Consider the following 16,071-nt stretch of genomic DNA (forward strand, 5'->3'; position numbering starts at 1 on the left):
CCACCTTGACCCCCGCCGCCCCGCACAGCGACGTGCTGATCGTCGGTGCCGGCAGCGCTGGATCGGTTGTTGCCGAACGCCTTTCCAGCGACCCCGGTTGCGCGGTGACCGTCATCGAGGCCGGGCCCGCCCTCGATGACCCGCAATTGCTCGCGCAAACCGGCAACGGGCTGCAGCTGCCGATAGGCGTGGGCAGCCCCTTGGTGCGGCGCTATGAGACCAGCCTGACCGACCGGCCCACCCGGCGGCACCCGATCGTGCGCGGGGCGACGCTAGGCGGGTCGGGCGCGGTCAACGGCGGCTACTTCTGCCGGGGATTGCAGCGCGACTTCGATCGGCTGTCGCTGCCCGGCTGGTCGTGGCCCGAGGTCCTCGACAGCTTCCGCGCCATCGAGACCGACCTGGACTTCCGCGGCCCCGCCCACGGTACCGACGGCCCGATCAAGGTGCGCCGTACCCACGAAATGGCCGGCACCACCGAGCGTTTCATCGACGCCGCGCGGCGCGCGGGGTTCGACTGGATCGATGACCTCAACGACGTTGGGCCCGGGCCGGTTTCGGGGCTGGGCGCGGTGCCGCTCAACATCGTCGACGGCGTGCGCACCGGATCCGGCGCCGGCTACCTGCTGCCGGCCCTGGGCCGACGGAACCTGACGCTGCACGCGCGGACCAGCGCGGTGGGCCTGCGGTTCGCCGGCACCACCGCGGTGGGTGTCGAGGCGATCGGCCCGCACGGGCGCATGACCATGACCGCCGACCGGATCGTCCTGTGCGCCGGGGCCATTCAAACGGCGCAGCTGCTCATGCTCTCCGGCGTCGGCGTCGAGGACGGGTTGCGGGCGGTCGGCATCGGAGTGCGGGCGCCCCTTCCGGTGGGCGCGTCGTTCAGCGATCACCCCGAGTGGGTGTTGCCCACCGACTGGGCGGTGGCTCCCGGCCGGCCGGTGCTCGAGGTCGTGCTCAGCACCGCCGACGATCTCGAGATCAGGCCCTACACGGGCGGATTCGTCGCGATGACCGGCGACGGCACGGCCGGACACGCCGACTGGCCCCACATCGGGGTGGCGCTGATGCAGCCGCGGGCCCGCGGGCGCATCACGCTGGCTTCGGCCGATCCCGCCGCGGCGCCCCGCATCGAGCATCGTTACGACAGCGAGCCCGACGACGTCGCGGCGCTACGCCGGGCAGCGGAGATGGCCCGCGAATTGGCTTCCAGCGCAACCCATGTCGGGGCCCCGTCCTGGTCCACGTCCCAACACCTCTGTGGCACGGCGCCGATGGGCCCGGAGAGCGACCCGCGGGCCGTCGTCGATCATCGCTGCCGCGTGCACGGCATCGAAAACCTGTGGGTGATCGACGGCTCGATCCTGCCCACCATCACCAGCCGCGGGCCGCACGCCACCATCGTGATGCTCGGGCACCGGGCCGCCGACTTCGTTCGGTGAATGAGGGGGGCGGCCCCATGGGTGAGGCATGGGGCGCGCCCCCGAGTGGCGATTGTTCGTGCGATCCACGTAGATGGCCACGACAGTGGCAGTGCGCGCGCGAGTGTGCATCGCGCCGACAATGCGTCGCAATATTCGTGGACGGCACGGCCGCCGTAAGACCTCCCTTCGTGACACCTGAAAGCGTTGGCCGGCTGGATATCACGCCCGTACCGGAGGCGAACGCTCTCGCGTCCATACCGCGGCGACCGGCCATGCCGGCCCGACCACGCTCGTAACGGGAATCAACACCACATCCACCTCGCCGTAACAGAGATGACCTGTACCTGTCGATATATATTTCTGATACCAGAATCGGCGGGCGGTTTCAAGCACCCGCGGCCGCTTACAGCTCCTTGAAGGTGCTGCCTGACAACGGCATTGGACTCAGCGAGCACGGCGGGCCAGCAGGCCCCGCACCGGCCGCAGCTGCCGGCCGTCGCGGCCGGGCGCCCAGATCCCGATCAGCACCGCGGCGACGGCGACGATCACGGCCATCGCGATGGTGGACGCGTGCATGGCCGCCAGGAAGGCGGTCTTGCTGAGGTCGGCCAGCTCGCGGCCCGGGGCCCCGATCCTGCCGGCCACCTCGACGGCCTTGGCCAACGAGTCGGTGGCCGGGCCGCGCACGGGCGCGGGAAAGTCCGCCAGCTTCGGGGCGAGCTCGTGCGAATACCGGCCCGCCAGAATCGAACCGGCCACCGCGATCCCCAGCGCGCCGCCCATCTCCCGGGACGTGTCGTTCACCGCGGAGGCGACGCCCTGTTTCTCGTCGGGCACCGCCCCCATGATCGCCGAGGTGGTCGGCGCCGTGCAGATCCCGATGCCGGTGGCCAATATCAATGTCGGCCAGGCGAATTGCAGATAGGAGGTGTGCAGGTTCAGCAGGCACATGCACGCGAACCCGACCGCCATCAGCAGGGTGCCGACGAACAACACCAGCCGCAGGCCCAACTTGGGCACGTACCAGAACGACAGCGCCGAGAAAATGGCCAGCGGAACCATGAACGGGCCGAAGGCGACCGCCGTCGCCAGCGCCGAGTAGCCCATGATCTGCTGCACGTATTGCATGCCGATGTAGAAGAACCCGAACGTCGCGCCGAACAGGATGACGATCGCGGCGACGCCGGTGGCGAAATTCGGGTCGGCGAACAACCGGACATCCAGCAGGGGCTGCCCGCTGCGCCCGGCGAGCCGCAACTCGACGGCGCCGAACGCGGCCGCGAGCACCGCCCCCGCGACAAGCCCGCCCCAGATCAGCGGGTCATCCCAGCCGCGGGTCGGCGCCTCCAGGATCGCGGCCACCGCGATCGCCACCGCGGCGCCGATCAACACCGCGCCCAGCGAATCGATCCGTGGGGCGCCGCCGTCGCGGGACGAGGACACGGTGCACGCCAGCGCGAAGATCACCAGTCCGGCCGCGCCCAGCGACCAGAAGATCGCGTGCCAATCCCAGAAGCGCAGCAGCAGGCCGGAACCGATCATCCCCAGCACGCCGCCGGACCCGGCGGTGCCGGCCCAGATGCCGACCGCCTTGGTGCGCTCGTCCTTCGGGTAGGCCACGGTCAGCAGCGACAGCGTCGCCGGCATCACGAAGGCCGCACCGATCCCGGCGACCGCGCGGCCGGCGATGATCTGGGCCGGGCTGTGCAGCAGCGCGGGCGCCATCGAGCCCAGGGCGAAGACCACCAGCCCGAGCAGCAGGGCGCCCCGCCTGCCGTAGCGGTCGCCGATCGCTCCGGCGGGCAACAGCAGGCACGCCAGCGCCACGGTGTATCCGTCGACGATCCAATTCAGCTGCGACTGGGTGGCCGAGGTGGCCACCGCGAGGTCTCCCAGCGCGGTGTTCAGCGCCGTCATCGACGCGACCACCAGCGCGACCCCCATGCAGGCGACGGCCAGCGTCCAGTTCCGGGCGCGGGGGCTACCCCCGATGCTGACTACATCAGTACGCTGGTCAGGCCGGACCAGGGTTTCGACCATGTGATGCGCCTCCCCACGGTGGCGTTCGAAGATTCGAGACCGACAGTCTTGTAGGTAGACCGATAGTCTCGTTCCCAAACAGGGAGGTGGGTCACAATTACCGGCAGCACCACCGATCCACGCCCGGCCCGCTCGCGGGCCCGCCTGCTCGAGGCCGCCGCGGCGTTGCTGAGTTCCGGAGGTCCCAGCGCGGTGACCGTCGACGCGGTCACCCGCACCGCCAACGTGGCCAGGGCCACGCTGTATCGCCACTTCCCGAGCGGAAACGACTTGCTGGCAGCGGCTTTCAACAGCCTCATCCCGCCGTCACCCACGCCGCCGGCCGAGGGTTCGCTGCGGGATCGCCTGATCGCGGTGGTGCTGGCCCAGGCCGAGTCGGTGGCGCAGGCGCCGGCGCTGATGACGGCCATGTCGTGGTTGTCCATGGGTCGGGTCCTGGACGAGATGCCGGAACCCCGCGACTGCGCCGCGAACACCACGGCGATCACCACCCTGCGCGAGCGCATCGCCCAGCAGTACGCGGCCCCGTTCGACGCCATTTTCGACAGCCCCGAGGCCGCCGAACTGGGCGAAGTGGACCGGTCCCGGGCCATCGCGCTGCTCATCGGGCCCCTGGTGCTGGGGCGCCTGTCGACGCTTCCCGACTTCGATTACCGCGAGTGCGCGCTCGCCGCCGTCGACGGTTTCCTCTTTGTACAGCGCGCCCACAACCGGGCGGCCGCGGCGAGGGTCGAACCGGCGGGCGCCTGAGGCCCCAAAGGCCCAGGTCGGCGGCCATCGCCCGGGATTTGGCCAAACCCATGATCTAGGGCATACTGTTCAGGTTGCCTTGGGCCGGGTTTGCGCCTGGTCGGGCATACGACCAGCGCCCAAAACGGGCGCGTCCGGTCCCATCCTTGGAGCGCGACTTTTCGGCCGCGGTCCAGGCTGCGTGAGGGTGACACACCCGACCGCGGGGGCCGGTGGACCACGACAGGTAAACAGCGGCGCAGTATCCGGCGCGACGCTCGATCGGCCCGGGATTGGCCCGGGCCCGATCAGCGCGCTGGGAGCACCAGGTCCGGACACGGATTTTGTAAGTGGAGTGAGGGTAGGAGAAGCGTGGCGGGACAGAAGATCCGCATCAGGCTCAAGGCCTACGACCATGAGGCCATCGACGCATCGGCGCGCAAAATCGTCGAGACCGTCGTCCGCACGGGTGCCAGTGTCGTAGGTCCGGTGCCGCTGCCGACTGAGAAGAACGTGTATTGCGTCATCCGCTCTCCGCATAAGTACAAGGACTCGCGGGAGCACTTCGAGATGCGTACTCACAAGCGGCTGATCGACATCCTCGACCCGACGCCGAAGACCGTCGACGCGCTGATGCGCATCGACCTTCCGGCCAGTGTCGACGTCAACATCCAGTAGGAGATCCAGAGCTCATGGCAAGAAAAGGCATTCTGGGTACCAAGCTGGGCATGACGCAGGTGTTCGACGAGAACAACCGGGTCGTGCCGGTGACGGTGGTCAAGGCCGGGCCCAACGTGGTCACCCGCATCCGCACTCCCGAGCGTGACGGTTACAGCGCCGTTCAGCTGGCCTACGGCGAGATCAGCCCGCGCAAGGTGAACAAGCCGGTGACCGGTCAATACGGCGCCGCGGGCGTGAACCCGCGTCGGCACCTGGCCGAGTTGCGGCTCGACGACGAGGCCGCCGCAAGCGAATACGAGGTCGGCCAGGAGCTGACCGCGGAGATCTTCGCCGACGGCGCCTACGTCGACGTCACCGGCACCTCCAAGGGCAAGGGCTTCGCCGGCACCATGAAGCGCCACGGCTTCCGCGGCCAGGGCGCCAGCCACGGTGCGCAGGCGGTGCACCGCCGGCCGGGTTCGATCGGTGGCTGCGCCACCCCGGCGCGCGTCTTCAAGGGCACGCGGATGGCCGGCCGGATGGGTAACGACCGGGTGACCGTCCAGAACCTGGTGGTGCACAAGGTCGATACCGAGAACGGCGTGCTGCTGATCAAGGGCGCGGTCCCCGGCCGCACCGGCGGACTCGTGGTGGTCCGCAGCGCGATCAAACGAGGTGAGAAGTAATGGCTGACTCGAAGGCCTTGAAGATCGACGTCAAGACGCCGGACGGCAAGGTCGAGGGCTCCGTCGAGCTGCCGGCCGAATTGTTCGACGCCCCGGCCAATATCGCCCTGATGCACCAGGTGGTCACCGCGCAGCGCGCGGCGGCTCGCCAGGGGACGCACTCGACCAAGACCCGCGGCGAGGTCAGTGGCGGTGGGCGGAAGCCGTACCGCCAGAAGGGAACCGGTCGTGCCCGCCAGGGTTCGACGCGGGCCCCGCAGTTCACCGGCGGTGGCGTCGTGCACGGCCCCAAGCCGCGCGACTACTCGCAACGCACCCCGAAGAAGATGATCGTCGCGGCGTTGCGCGGCGCGTTGTCGGACCGGGCGCGCAACGGCCGCATCCACGCGGTCACCGAGCTGGTGTCGGGTCAGACCCCGTCCACCAAGAACGCCAGGGCGTTCCTGGGCACGCTGACCGACCGCAAGAACGTGCTGATCGTGATCGGCCGCAGTGACGAGGCCGGCGCCAAGAGCGTGCGCAACCTGCCCGGTGTGCACATCCTGACGCCCGACCAGCTCAACACCTATGACGTGTTGCGCTCCGACGACGTGGTGTTCAGCGTTGAGGCCCTCAACGCCTACATCAAGGGCAATCCGGCTAGCACCGAGGAGGTTTCGGCGTAGATGGCGACCATCACCGATCCCCGCGACATCATCCTGGCCCCGGTCATCTCGGAGAAGTCCTACGGCCTGCTGGATGAGAACGTGTACACCTTTGTGGTGCACCCCGATTCGAACAAGACGCAGATCAAGATCGCCATCGAGAAGATCTTCGCCGTCAAGGTCGCATCGGTGAACACCGCGAACCGGCAGGGCAAGCGCAAGCGCACCAGGACCGGATACGGCAAGCGCAAGGGCACCAAGCGGGCCATCGTCACGCTGGCGCCGGGCAGCAAGCCGATCGACCTGTTCGGGGCACCGGCGTAGCGAGAGAAAGACTTGATTAGACATGGCAATTCGTAAGTACAAGCCGACGAGCCCGGGCCGCCGCGGCTCCAGCGTGTCCGACTTCGCCGAGGTCACCCGGTCGGAGCCGGAGAAGTCGCTGGTGCGTCCGCTGCACGGTCATGGTGGCCGTAACGCGCACGGCCGCATCACCACCCGGCACAAGGGCGGCGGCCACAAGCGCGCCTACCGGGTGATCGACTTCCGCCGCAACGACAAGGACGGGGTCAACGCCAAGGTCGCGCACATCGAGTACGACCCGAACCGGACAGCCAACATCGCGCTGCTGCACTACCTGGACGGCGAAAAGCGTTACATCATCGCGCCGCAAGGGCTTTCGCAGGGCGACGTGGTGGAGTCGGGCGCGAACGCCGACATCAAGCCGGGCAACAACCTGCCGCTGCGCAACATCCCGGCCGGTACCGTCATCCACGCCGTGGAGCTGCGGCCGGGCGGTGGCGCCAAGCTGGCGCGCTCCGCCGGCTCGAGCATCCAGCTGCTCGGCAAGGAGGGCACCTACGCGTCGCTGCGCATGCCCAGCGGTGAGATCCGCCGCGTCGACGTGCGCTGCCGCGCCACGGTCGGCGAGGTGGGCAACGCCGAGCAGGCGAACATCAACTGGGGCAAGGCCGGCCGGATGCGATGGAAGGGCAAGCGCCCCTCGGTCCGTGGTGTGGTCATGAACCCGGTGGACCACCCGCACGGTGGTGGTGAGGGTAAGACCTCCGGTGGTCGGCACCCGGTGAGCCCGTGGGGCAAGCCGGAGGGTCGCACCCGCCACCCGAACAAGGCCAGCAACAAACTCATCGTCCGGCGCCGGCGCACCGGCAAGAAGCACGGTCGCTAGGAACTCGAGGAGTAGCCAACCATGCCACGCAGCCTGAAGAAGGGCCCGTTCGTCGACGACCACCTGCTGAAGAAGGTGGACGTGCAGAACGAGAAGAACACCAAGCAGGTCATCAAGACCTGGTCCCGGCGTTCGACGATCATCCCGGACTTCATCGGCCACACCTTCGCCGTCCACGACGGGCGCAAGCACGTCCCGGTGTTCGTCACCGAGGCGATGGTCGGTCACAAGCTTGGTGAATTCGCCCCTACGCGCACCTTCAAGGGACACATCAAGGACGACCGGAAGGCCAAACGGCGATGACCACAACTGAATTCCCGTCGGCGGTCGCCAAAGCGCGGTTCGTGCGGGTGTCACCGACCAAGGCGCGCCGGGTGATCGACCTGGTGCGCGGACGGTCCGTGTCCGACGCGCTGGACATCCTGCGCTGGGCGCCGCAGGCCGCCAGCGAGCCGGTGGCCAAGGTGATCGCCAGCGCCGCGGCCAACGCGCAGAACAACAACGGGCTGGACCCGGCCACCCTGGTGGTCGCGACCGTCTACGCCGACGAAGGACCGACCGCCAAACGCATCCGCCCGCGCGCGCAGGGTCGCGCCTTCCGGATCCGCAAGCGCACCAGCCACATCACCGTCGTGGTGGAGAGCCGGCCGGCCAAGGACCAGCGTTCGGCGAAGTCGACGAGGGCCCGCCGCGCCGAGGCCAGCAAGGCCGCCGCCAAGGCGCCCGCGAAGAAGGCCCCGGCCAAGAAGGCCGCAACTGGTTCGGCTGCCAAGAAGGCACCCGCCAAGAAAGCCGCGGCGAAGTCCGCCCCGGCGAAGAAAGCTACGTCTGAGACCTCGGAAGCGAAGGGAGGCTCAGACTAGTGGGCCAGAAGATCAATCCGCACGGCTTCCGGCTGGGCATCACCACCGACTGGAAATCCCGCTGGTACGCCGACAAGCAGTACGCCGACTACGTCAAGGAAGACGTCGCGATCCGCAAGCTGCTGTCCACCGGTCTGGAGCGCGCCGGCATCGCCGACGTGGAGATCGAGCGCACCCGCGACCGGGTGCGGGTCGACATCCACACCGCGCGGCCCGGCATCGTCATCGGCCGCCGCGGCACCGAGGCGGACCGCATCCGCGCGGACCTGGAAAAGCTGACCGGCAAGCAGGTTCAGCTGAACATCCTGGAAGTCCGCAACCCCGAGTCGCAGGCCCAGCTGGTGGCCCAGGGCGTGGCCGAGCAGCTGAGCAACCGCGTGGCGTTCCGCCGCGCCATGCGCAAGGCCATCCAGTCGGCGATGCGCCAGCCCAACGTCAAGGGCATCCGGGTGCAGTGCTCCGGCCGTCTCGGCGGCGCGGAGATGAGCCGCTCGGAGTTCTACCGCGAGGGCCGGGTGCCCCTGCACACGCTGCGCGCCGACATCGACTACGGCCTGTACGAGGCGAAGACCACCTTCGGCCGGATCGGTGTGAAGGTGTGGATCTACAAGGGCGACATCGTCGGTGGGAAGCGCGAATTGGCGGCCTCGGGAGTGGGGGCCCCGGCGGGCGCCGACCGTCCGCGGCGCGAGCGCCCGTCGGGCACGCGCCCCCGGCGCAGCGGCGCGTCGGGCACCACGGCGACCAGCACCGAGGCCGGTCGCGCCGCCGCGGGTGCCGAGGAGCAGGCGGCGGCGGCCGAGTCCGCGCCCGCCGCAGAACCGCAGAGCACGGAGAGCTGAATCATGTTGATTCCCCGCAGGGTTAAACACCGCAAGCAACACCATCCCCGCCAGCGCGGCATCGCCAGCGGCGGCACGGCGGTGAACTTCGGTGACTACGGCATCCAGGCCCTGGAGCACGCCTACGTCACCAACCGGCAGATCGAGTCCGCGCGTATCGCGATCAACCGCCACATCAAGCGTGGCGGCAAGGTGTGGATCAACGTCTTCCCGGACCGCCCGCTGACCAAGAAGCCCGCCGAAACCCGGATGGGTTCCGGTAAGGGTTCGCCCGAGTGGTGGGTGGTCAACGTCAAGCCGGGCCGCGTGCTGTTCGAGCTGAGCTACCCCAACGAGCAGGTGGCCCGGGCGGCGCTCACCCGTGCAATCCACAAGCTGCCGATCAAGGCACGCATCGTCACCCGAGAGGATCAGTTCTGATGGCAGTGGGAATTTCGCCTGGCGAACTGCGTGAGCTCACCGAAGAGGAGCTGACCGAGCGTCTGCGCGAGTCGAAGGAGGAGCTGTTCAACCTGCGCTTCCAGATGGCGACCGGGCAGCTCACCAACAACCGCCGGCTGCGCACGGTGCGTCAGGAGATCGCACGCGTCTACACCGTGCTGCGCGAACGAGAACTGGGCCTGGCTTCCGGGCCCGACGGTAAGGAATCGTGATGGCAGAAGCGAAGAAGGCTGCACCGAAGGCCGCCGCGAAGGACGGCGGCGCGAAGGAGAAGGGCGCCAAGCACACGCCGGCCAATCCGAAGGTGCGTGGCCGCCGCAAGGTGCGCATCGGTTACGTGGTCAGCGACAAGATGCAGAAGACGATCGTGGTCGAGCTGGAGGACCGCGTGCGTCACCCGCTGTACGGCAAGATCATCCGCACCACCAAGAAGGTGAAGGCGCACGACGAGAACAGCACCGCGGGCATCGGCGACCGTGTCTCGCTGATGGAGACGCGTCCGACGTCGGCGACCAAGCGGTGGCGCCTCGTGGAAATCCTGGAGAAGGCCAAGTAGCCCCGAAGCCACATCGAAACGCCCGAGACCTTACGGTCTCGGGCGTTTTGCTTTGCCCCCGGGAGCGGCACGGCGAAAAAAGATCGGGAAATTCCCGGCGGCGCTACGCTCGGCGCATGTCGACTGACTCGCGAGGCTTTCAAGGCAAGATCGAGCTGGATATCCGGGACTCCGAGCCGGACTGGGGCCCGTACGCCGCGCCCACCGCACCGCAGAACTCGCCGAACATCCTCTACCTGGTTTGGGACGACACCGGCATCGCCACCTGGGACTGTTTCGGCGGCCTGGTCGAGATGCCCGCCATGACCCGCATCGCCGAGCGCGGTGTGCGGCTGTCGCAGTTCCACACCACGGCGCTGTGCTCGCCGACCCGCGCGTCGCTGCTGACCGGCCGCAACGCCACCACCGTCGGCATGGCCACCATCGAAGAGTTCACCGACGCGTTCCCCAACGCCAACGGCCGCATCCCGTTCGACACCGCGCTGCTCTCCGAGGTGCTCGCCGAGCGCGGCTACAACACCTACTGCGTCGGCAAGTGGCACCTGACTCCGCTCGAAGAGTCCAATCTGGCGTCCACCAAACGACATTGGCCGACCTCGCGCGGATTCGAACGGTTCTACGGTTTCCTGGGCGGCGAGACCGACCAGTGGTATCCGGACCTGGTGTACGACAACCATCCCGTCAACCCGCCCGGCACGCCGGAGGACGGTTACCACCTGTCGAAGGACCTCGCCGACAAGACCATCGAATTCATCCGCGACGCCAAGGTGATCGCGCCGGACAAGCCGTGGTTTTCCTACGTGTGTCCGGGCGCCGGGCACGCGCCGCACCACGTCTTCAAAGAATGGGCGGACCGCTACGCCGGCCGCTTCGACATGGGCTACGAGGCCTACCGCGAAATCGTGCTGGAAAACCAGAAGTCGATGGGCATCGTCCCGCCGGAGACGCAGCTGTCGCCGGTCAACCCGTACGCGGACGTCAAGGGTCCGCAGGGCGAGCCCTGGCCGCTGCAGGACACCGTGCGGCCCTGGGACTCGCTGAACGACGACGAGAAGAGGCTGTTCGCCCGGATGGCCGAGGTGTTCGCCGGCTTCCTCAGCTACACCGACGCCCAAATCGGCCGAATACTGGACTATTTGGCGGAGTCCGGCCAGCTGGACAACACCCTGATCGTGGTGATCTCCGACAACGGCGCCAGCGGGGAGGGCGGCCCGAACGGCTCGGTGAACGAGGGCAAGTTCTTCAACGGCTACATCGACACCGTGGAAGAAAGCATGAAGCTGTTCGACCACCTGGGCGGGCCGGAGACGTACAACCATTACCCCATCGGCTGGGCGATGGCCTTCAACACCCCCCACAAGCTGTACAAGCGGTACGCGTCGCACGAGGGCGGCATCGCCGACACGGCGATCGTGTCGTGGCCCAACGGAATTGCGGCGCACGGCGAGGTTCGGGACAACTACGTCAACGTCTGCGACATCACGCCGACGGTCTACGACCTGCTGGGTATGACGCCGCCCGAGACCGTCCGGGGGATTGCGCAAAAGCCGCTGGACGGCGTGAGTTTCAAAGCGGCCCTTGACGATCCGAGCGCCGACACCGGTAAGCAGACCCAGTTCTACTCCATGCTCGGCACCCGGGGGATCTGGCACCAGGGCTGGTTCGCCAACACCATCCACGCGGCGACGCCGGCCGGCTGGTCGCATTTCGACGCCGACCGCTGGGAGCTGTTCCACATCGAGGCCGACCGCAGCCAATGCCACGACCTGGCCGGCGAACACCCGGACAAACTCGAGGAGCTCAAGGCGCTGTGGTTCTCCGAAGCCGCCAAATACAACGGCCTGCCGCTGTCGGACCTGAACATCATGGAGACGCTGACGCGGGTCCGCCCGTACCTCGTCGGTGAGCGGTCCAGCTACGTCTACTACCCCGACTGCGCGGACGTGAGCATCGGCGCGGCCGCCGAAATCCAGGGCAGGTCGTTCTCGGTACTGGCCGAGGTGACCGTCGATACCACGGGCGCGGAAGGCGTGCTTTTCAAACAGGGCGGGGCCCACGGCGGGCATGTGCTTTTCATCCAGGACGGACGCCTGCACTACGTCTACAACTTCCTCGGCGAGCGGCAGCAGGAGGTCTCCTCGTCGGGCGCGGTGCCGCTGGGCAGGCACCTGTTCGGTGCGAGCTACACGCGGACCGGAACCGTGTCGAACAGCCACACGCCGCTCGGCGACTTGACGTTGTTCATCGACGACGACGTCGTCGGCACGCTCGCGGACGTGCAAACCCATCCCGGTACGTTCGGGCTCGCGGGCGCCGGCATCACCGTCGGGCGCAACGGCGGCTCCGGGGTATCCAGCCGCTACAAGGCGCCGTTCACCTTCACCGGCGGCACCATCGCTCAGGTCACCGTCGACCTGTCCGGCCGGCCCTACGTCGACGTGGAAGCCGAAATTGCGCTTGCCTTTTCGCGCGACTGAAGCCCTGGCGCTGTGCGTGTTGGCGCTCCCGGCGGTGGGATGCGAGAAGACCACCGCCGGCAACGCCATCGGTGAGACCGCCTCGTCGACGACCTCGACCACGCGGTTGTCCGACCCTGCCGAGCCGGTGCCCGGCGTCGAAACCACGCTGCCCGACCACATTCCACCCAACGCGCTGGTCTGCTTCCCGCCGCCGCCCGCCAGCGGCTCCATGACCAAGGCCTCGGTGGCGGACCCGGTGGCGCCGGTGCTCACGGTCGCGTTGCCGGACGGCTGGAGCTCGGCACCGGGCAGCGGTGACGTCGCGCTGACGTCGACCGGCCCCGATGGCATGTCGCTGCGAGTCAGCATCACCCACACGGACCTAGAGCCCGGCGGGGCGTTCCTGCGCTACGCCACCGACTTGCGAACGGCGAAGCCGACAGTGAAGGTCACCGTCACCGCGGCCCAGTTCTGCGGCTACAGCAGCCAGCTGCTCAGCGGCACCGACAGCGGGCCTGCTGCAACCGAATTCGCCGACCGCATCACCCACGTCTGGACGAACACCCAGGCGTACCTGGTGGTCGTTCACCTGGAGGGGCCCGGCAAAGCGCCCGGATTCGACGCGGCCAAAGCCACGGTCATGCAGCAATTCGCCGTCATTATCCCGTGAAAAACCGTTGTCCTGCGCTAGCATCTGGCGCGTGATGCCAAAATGACCGCCGGGACCCCGGCGCCTCCCGCGCCGCCGGCGCCGACCGGCTCCCGGGGCCGGCAAATCGCGATAGCTTTCGGCATTGTCGTGGCCGTCATCGTCATCTACGTCCTGTCGCTGATCGCCGTTCACCTGTTGGCAAAGTCGGCACCCCCGTTGCCCCCGGTGGACTTCAGCAAGCTCGAGGCCGAGGACAGCGTGGTGCAGGTGCACCTCGAGAAGCTGGACACCGTCGCCAATCGCTTGACGGTGAATGTGCTTGTCTACCCGAAGGATTCGCTGTACGACAAGAACTTCGGCGTGCTGACCACGGACGCGGCCGTGCGGCTGTACCCGGAGAACGATCTGGGCGACCTGCAGTACCCGGTAGGAAAGGCGCCGGCGCAAGTCAGCACCGGGCTGGTGGCCCACGGCGACCCCGGCAACTGGCCGTTCGACTCCTACAAGACGGAAGTCATCGCGGCCGACGTGTTCACCGGCACCGGCCAGAACCGCGAAAAGGCGCCCGCCCGCGTGGAAGTGACCGGAAAGCTGGACGGCTGGGACGCGACCGTGACCCGCGTCCACGACCCCGAGGACGCCAACCCCGACATTCAGGACAACGTGATCATCACGTTGCACAGGGCCAAGGGCCCACTGATCTTCGACCTGGGCATCTGCCTGGTGCTCATCGCCCTGCCCGTGCTGGCGTTGTGGGTGGCCATCCCGGTGGCGCTGGGCAGGACGTCGTTCCTGCCGCCCATGACCACGTGGTACGGCGCGATGCTGTTCGCCATCGTCCCGCTGCGCAACATCTTGCCGGGGAGCCCACCGTATGGGTCGTGGATCGACCAGGCCGTCGTGCTGTGGGTCCTGATCGGTCTGGTCAGCGCGATGGCCCTCTTCCTGTACGGCTGGTGGCGGCAACGCGACCGCAGGCGCGGGCACAAGGCTTAGCCGCTACTCCGAATTCGTCGCTCCCACAGCGCTGATCGAGTCGACGGCGCTCGAGACCCGCGACTGGAAGTCCGGCGAGAGCGGGATGTACCCGTTGCGGGCGAGGTCGACCTGGCCGGGACCGATCGCAGCCTGCAGGAAGGCCTTGACCGCCTTGGCCGTTTCGGGGTCCGCATATTTGGAGCAGACGATCTCGTAGGTGGCCAACACGATCGGGTACACGTCGGGCTGGGCGGGGTTGTAGAACGACGAGATGTCGAGCACCAGGTCGTTGCCGCTGCCGATGATCTTGGCGCCGGTGATGGTCTTGCCGACGGTGTCGGTGCCGATGCGCACCGGCCGCAGCGACCTGCGGCTCGCCGGGGTCTTGATCTCGGCGGCGTAAAGCCCTTGCTGCAGAGCGAAAGACAGCTCGTTGTAACTGATCGCGCCCTCGGTGGACTTCACCAGCGCCGCGGTGCCGTTGTTGCCCGCTGCGCCGGTGCCGACGCCGCCGTTGAACGCCTTGCCCGCCCCCTTGTTCCAGGCCCCGCCGGAGGCGGCCTGGAGGTAGGACTGGAAGTTGTCCGTCGTCCCCGACGCGTCGCTGCGGTAGACGACCCGGATGTCTTCGGCCGGCATGGACGCGTTGAGCGCGGTGAGGGCCGGGTCGTCCCAGCGGGTGATGGTGCCGTCGAAGATCTTGGCGATCGTCGACGCGTCGAGCACCAACGAGTCGACCGAGCCGAGGTTGTAGGTGATGGCAAGCGGCCCGAATACCACCGGCAGGTTCCAGGCGTCGGCGCCGCCGCAGCGTTGCTTGGCCGCGGCGTATTGGTTTCCGGCCAGCGGCGTGTCCGACCCGCCGAAATCCGTTTTGCCGGCGAGGAAGTCGCTGATCCCCGCGCCCGATCCGTTAGCGGTGTAATTGAGGGTCTGGCCGGCGCACACCTTGCCGTATGCCGCGACGAACTTCGTCATGGCGTTGGCCTGTGCGGTCGAGCCGCTGGCCGTCAGGGCCTGCTTGCCGCCGCAGTCCACCTTGGCGCCGGCGGCATACGCCAGGGTGGGGTGGGGGTCGGTGCTGCATGCCGAGACCGCGACGGTCGCCGCGGCGAGCAGGCCGATGGCGATCGCCGGTGGGGTGCGCTTCACGTTGCTTGGCTCCTGGGGACTGCGGGTTCGCGCAGACGGTGTACGTGCCACCCGGCGGCGACGGCGAGCGCTGGGGCGCTGGCCCCGTTTCGACACACGTCGAGACTTACCGCGACCGCGCCTGCCAAGCAAACAAACATCGGGTGAATTGACATGGACGCCGGCGTGCGTGCCGGGCCGACGAATCGCGCCGGCGGCGATTCGCTATCCAGCGGCCTCCCACCGGCTATGTTGCGGCAACCTACCTGATAGCTCGCATATTGCTCTTCTGGCGCGCGAACGCAAAGAGTTCGCTACCATCCGTCTCGTGCCGCCCAAGCGGGCGCACCGGTCGATCCCGATGGAGGCTGAAGATGACCCACCACACGGCGCCGCAACAACAGCCCACCCCGCCAACGCCTCCGCCTGCCGCTACAGCGACGGCGCCACCCGAGACTCCGCCGAAAAAGCCCAGGCGACGCCTCTTCATCGGGCTCGCTGCCCTGCTCGGCTTCGTAGTGGTCTATTCGCTGACGCTGTTCGGCTTCCACCTGCTGGCCCGGTCGGGGGAGCCGCTCAAGCCGCCGGACTTGAACGCGACGAGCGACACCATCGTGTTGGTCCGGCTCGAGAAGCTGGACACCGTCGCCAATCGCCTGACGGTGAAAGTGCTTGTCATTCCGGAAGACTCGATGTTCGACAAACGCCTTGACGTGCTGAAGACCGACACCGCGGTCCGCATGGATCCGCCCAACGACCTGGGTGACCTGCAAT

At 68.0% G+C, this 16,071-nt stretch carries 19 protein-coding genes; 17 read left to right on the forward strand and 2 right to left on the reverse strand.

The window, feature by feature from the left end; genetic code table 11:
* The first annotated feature begins 5 nt into the window (after window positions 1-5).
* Window positions 6-1,445: a mycofactocin system GMC family oxidoreductase MftG gene (mftG, locus tag A5680_RS22390; RefSeq protein ID WP_067823335.1), complete on the forward strand. Its 1,440-nt coding sequence runs from the start codon at window positions 6-8 to the stop codon at window positions 1,443-1,445.
* Window positions 1,446-1,871: 426 nt separating this feature from the next.
* On the opposite strand, the gene A5680_RS22395 is transcribed toward mftG, so the two are convergent.
* A complete protein-coding gene (locus tag A5680_RS22395) occupies window positions 1,872-3,467 on the reverse strand; it encodes an MFS transporter (protein ID WP_067823338.1) in 1,596 nt (531 codons plus the stop codon).
* Window positions 3,468-3,659: 192 nt separating this feature from the next.
* Here A5680_RS22395 and A5680_RS22400 point away from each other — a divergent pair, with 192 nt between their 5' ends.
* The 15 genes from A5680_RS22400 (at window position 3,660) to A5680_RS22470 (ending at window position 14,184) form a co-directional block, all read left to right on the forward strand.
* The gene (locus tag A5680_RS22400) at window positions 3,660-4,217 is read left to right on the forward strand and encodes a TetR/AcrR family transcriptional regulator (protein ID WP_231977679.1); all 558 of its coding nucleotides are present in this window, start codon (window positions 3,660-3,662) and stop codon (window positions 4,215-4,217) included.
* 351 nt (window positions 4,218-4,568) lie between these two features.
* Window positions 4,569-4,874, forward strand: a complete 306-nt coding sequence (rpsJ, locus tag A5680_RS22405; RefSeq protein WP_003873519.1) for a 30S ribosomal protein S10 — start codon at window positions 4,569-4,571, stop codon at window positions 4,872-4,874.
* Window positions 4,875-4,888: 14 nt separating this feature from the next.
* Window positions 4,889-5,542, forward strand: coding sequence for a 50S ribosomal protein L3 (rplC, locus tag A5680_RS22410; RefSeq protein ID WP_067823344.1), 654 nt, complete (start codon window positions 4,889-4,891; stop codon window positions 5,540-5,542).
* The gene (gene rplD / locus A5680_RS22415) at window positions 5,542-6,207 is read left to right on the forward strand and encodes a 50S ribosomal protein L4 (RefSeq protein WP_055401880.1); all 666 of its coding nucleotides are present in this window, start codon (window positions 5,542-5,544) and stop codon (window positions 6,205-6,207) included. The genes rplC and rplD overlap by 1 nt, the downstream gene beginning before the upstream one ends.
* Window positions 6,208-6,510: a 50S ribosomal protein L23 gene (rplW, locus tag A5680_RS22420; RefSeq protein WP_055401878.1), complete on the forward strand. Its 303-nt coding sequence runs from the start codon at window positions 6,208-6,210 to the stop codon at window positions 6,508-6,510. It begins immediately after the preceding gene.
* 22 nt (window positions 6,511-6,532) lie between these two features.
* Window positions 6,533-7,375 (forward strand): 50S ribosomal protein L2, encoded by an 843-nt coding sequence (gene rplB / locus A5680_RS22425; protein WP_055401875.1) that lies wholly within the window; start codon window positions 6,533-6,535, stop codon window positions 7,373-7,375.
* Window positions 7,376-7,396: 21 nt separating this feature from the next.
* Window positions 7,397-7,678 carry a 30S ribosomal protein S19 gene (rpsS, locus tag A5680_RS22430; RefSeq protein WP_010908582.1) on the forward strand — a complete coding sequence of 94 codons (282 nt, stop codon included), beginning with the start codon at window positions 7,397-7,399 and terminating at the stop codon, window positions 7,676-7,678.
* The gene (gene rplV, locus A5680_RS22435) at window positions 7,675-8,238 is read left to right on the forward strand and encodes a 50S ribosomal protein L22 (protein ID WP_055401873.1); all 564 of its coding nucleotides are present in this window, start codon (window positions 7,675-7,677) and stop codon (window positions 8,236-8,238) included. The genes rpsS and rplV overlap by 4 nt, the downstream gene beginning before the upstream one ends.
* Window positions 8,238-9,080: a 30S ribosomal protein S3 gene (gene rpsC / locus A5680_RS22440; protein ID WP_055401871.1), complete on the forward strand. Its 843-nt coding sequence runs from the start codon at window positions 8,238-8,240 to the stop codon at window positions 9,078-9,080. The genes rplV and rpsC overlap by 1 nt, the downstream gene beginning before the upstream one ends.
* Window positions 9,081-9,083: 3 nt before the next feature.
* The gene (gene rplP, locus A5680_RS22445) at window positions 9,084-9,500 is read left to right on the forward strand and encodes a 50S ribosomal protein L16 (RefSeq protein ID WP_007167840.1); all 417 of its coding nucleotides are present in this window, start codon (window positions 9,084-9,086) and stop codon (window positions 9,498-9,500) included.
* On the forward strand, window positions 9,500-9,733 hold the full coding sequence (gene rpmC / locus A5680_RS22450) for a 50S ribosomal protein L29 (protein WP_055401869.1): 234 nt from the start codon (window positions 9,500-9,502) through the stop codon (window positions 9,731-9,733). Before rplP ends, rpmC begins: the two co-directional genes overlap by 1 nt.
* Window positions 9,733-10,077, forward strand: a complete 345-nt coding sequence (gene rpsQ, locus A5680_RS22455; RefSeq protein ID WP_067823346.1) for a 30S ribosomal protein S17 — start codon at window positions 9,733-9,735, stop codon at window positions 10,075-10,077. The genes rpmC and rpsQ overlap by 1 nt, the downstream gene beginning before the upstream one ends.
* Before the next feature lie 116 nt (window positions 10,078-10,193).
* A complete protein-coding gene (locus A5680_RS22460; RefSeq protein WP_067823349.1) occupies window positions 10,194-12,554 on the forward strand; it encodes an arylsulfatase in 2,361 nt (786 codons plus the stop codon).
* Entirely contained in the window at window positions 12,529-13,206 is a 678-nt protein-coding gene (locus tag A5680_RS26110) for a hypothetical protein (RefSeq protein ID WP_231977680.1), read from the forward strand. Before A5680_RS22460 ends, A5680_RS26110 begins: the two co-directional genes overlap by 26 nt.
* A gap of 42 nt (window positions 13,207-13,248) precedes the next feature.
* Window positions 13,249-14,184, forward strand: a complete 936-nt coding sequence (locus tag A5680_RS22470) for a DUF4436 domain-containing protein (protein WP_055401863.1) — start codon at window positions 13,249-13,251, stop codon at window positions 14,182-14,184.
* 3 nt (window positions 14,185-14,187) lie between these two features.
* Here A5680_RS22470 and pstS read toward each other — a convergent pair whose 3' ends face one another.
* Window positions 14,188-15,318, reverse strand: coding sequence for a phosphate ABC transporter substrate-binding protein PstS (gene pstS / locus A5680_RS22475; protein ID WP_067823352.1), 1,131 nt, complete (start codon window positions 15,316-15,318; stop codon window positions 14,188-14,190).
* Between the two features lie 353 nt (window positions 15,319-15,671).
* Between pstS and A5680_RS22480 the strand changes: the two genes are divergently transcribed.
* The coding region (locus A5680_RS22480) for a DUF4436 family protein (protein WP_156675205.1) at window positions 15,672-16,071 on the forward strand (400 nt) is incomplete at its 3' end.

The organism is Mycobacterium sp. E2989, from assembly GCF_001667595.1.
In the GTDB taxonomy this organism is placed as follows: domain Bacteria; phylum Actinomycetota; class Actinomycetes; order Mycobacteriales; family Mycobacteriaceae; genus Mycobacterium.

Coding starts and splice junctions, on each gene's coding strand:
- rplD (WP_055401880.1), top strand. CDS start 5,542: ATGGCTGACTCGAAGGCCTTGAAGATCGACGTCAAGACGCCGGACGGC.
- rplV (WP_055401873.1), top strand. CDS start 7,675: ATGACCACAACTGAATTCCCGTCGGCGGTCGCCAAAGCGCGGTTCGTG.
- A5680_RS22395 (WP_067823338.1), bottom strand. CDS start 3,467: ATGGTCGAAACCCTGGTCCGGCCTGACCAGCGTACTGATGTAGTCAGC.
- rpmC (WP_055401869.1), top strand. CDS start 9,500: ATGGCAGTGGGAATTTCGCCTGGCGAACTGCGTGAGCTCACCGAAGAG.
- rplP (WP_007167840.1), top strand. CDS start 9,084: ATGTTGATTCCCCGCAGGGTTAAACACCGCAAGCAACACCATCCCCGC.
- rpsQ (WP_067823346.1), top strand. CDS start 9,733: ATGGCAGAAGCGAAGAAGGCTGCACCGAAGGCCGCCGCGAAGGACGGC.
- rplC (WP_067823344.1), top strand. CDS start 4,889: ATGGCAAGAAAAGGCATTCTGGGTACCAAGCTGGGCATGACGCAGGTG.
- A5680_RS22470 (WP_055401863.1), top strand. CDS start 13,249: ATGACCGCCGGGACCCCGGCGCCTCCCGCGCCGCCGGCGCCGACCGGC.
- A5680_RS22460 (WP_067823349.1), top strand. CDS start 10,194: ATGTCGACTGACTCGCGAGGCTTTCAAGGCAAGATCGAGCTGGATATC.
- rplB (WP_055401875.1), top strand. CDS start 6,533: ATGGCAATTCGTAAGTACAAGCCGACGAGCCCGGGCCGCCGCGGCTCC.
- rplW (WP_055401878.1), top strand. CDS start 6,208: ATGGCGACCATCACCGATCCCCGCGACATCATCCTGGCCCCGGTCATC.
- rpsS (WP_010908582.1), top strand. CDS start 7,397: ATGCCACGCAGCCTGAAGAAGGGCCCGTTCGTCGACGACCACCTGCTG.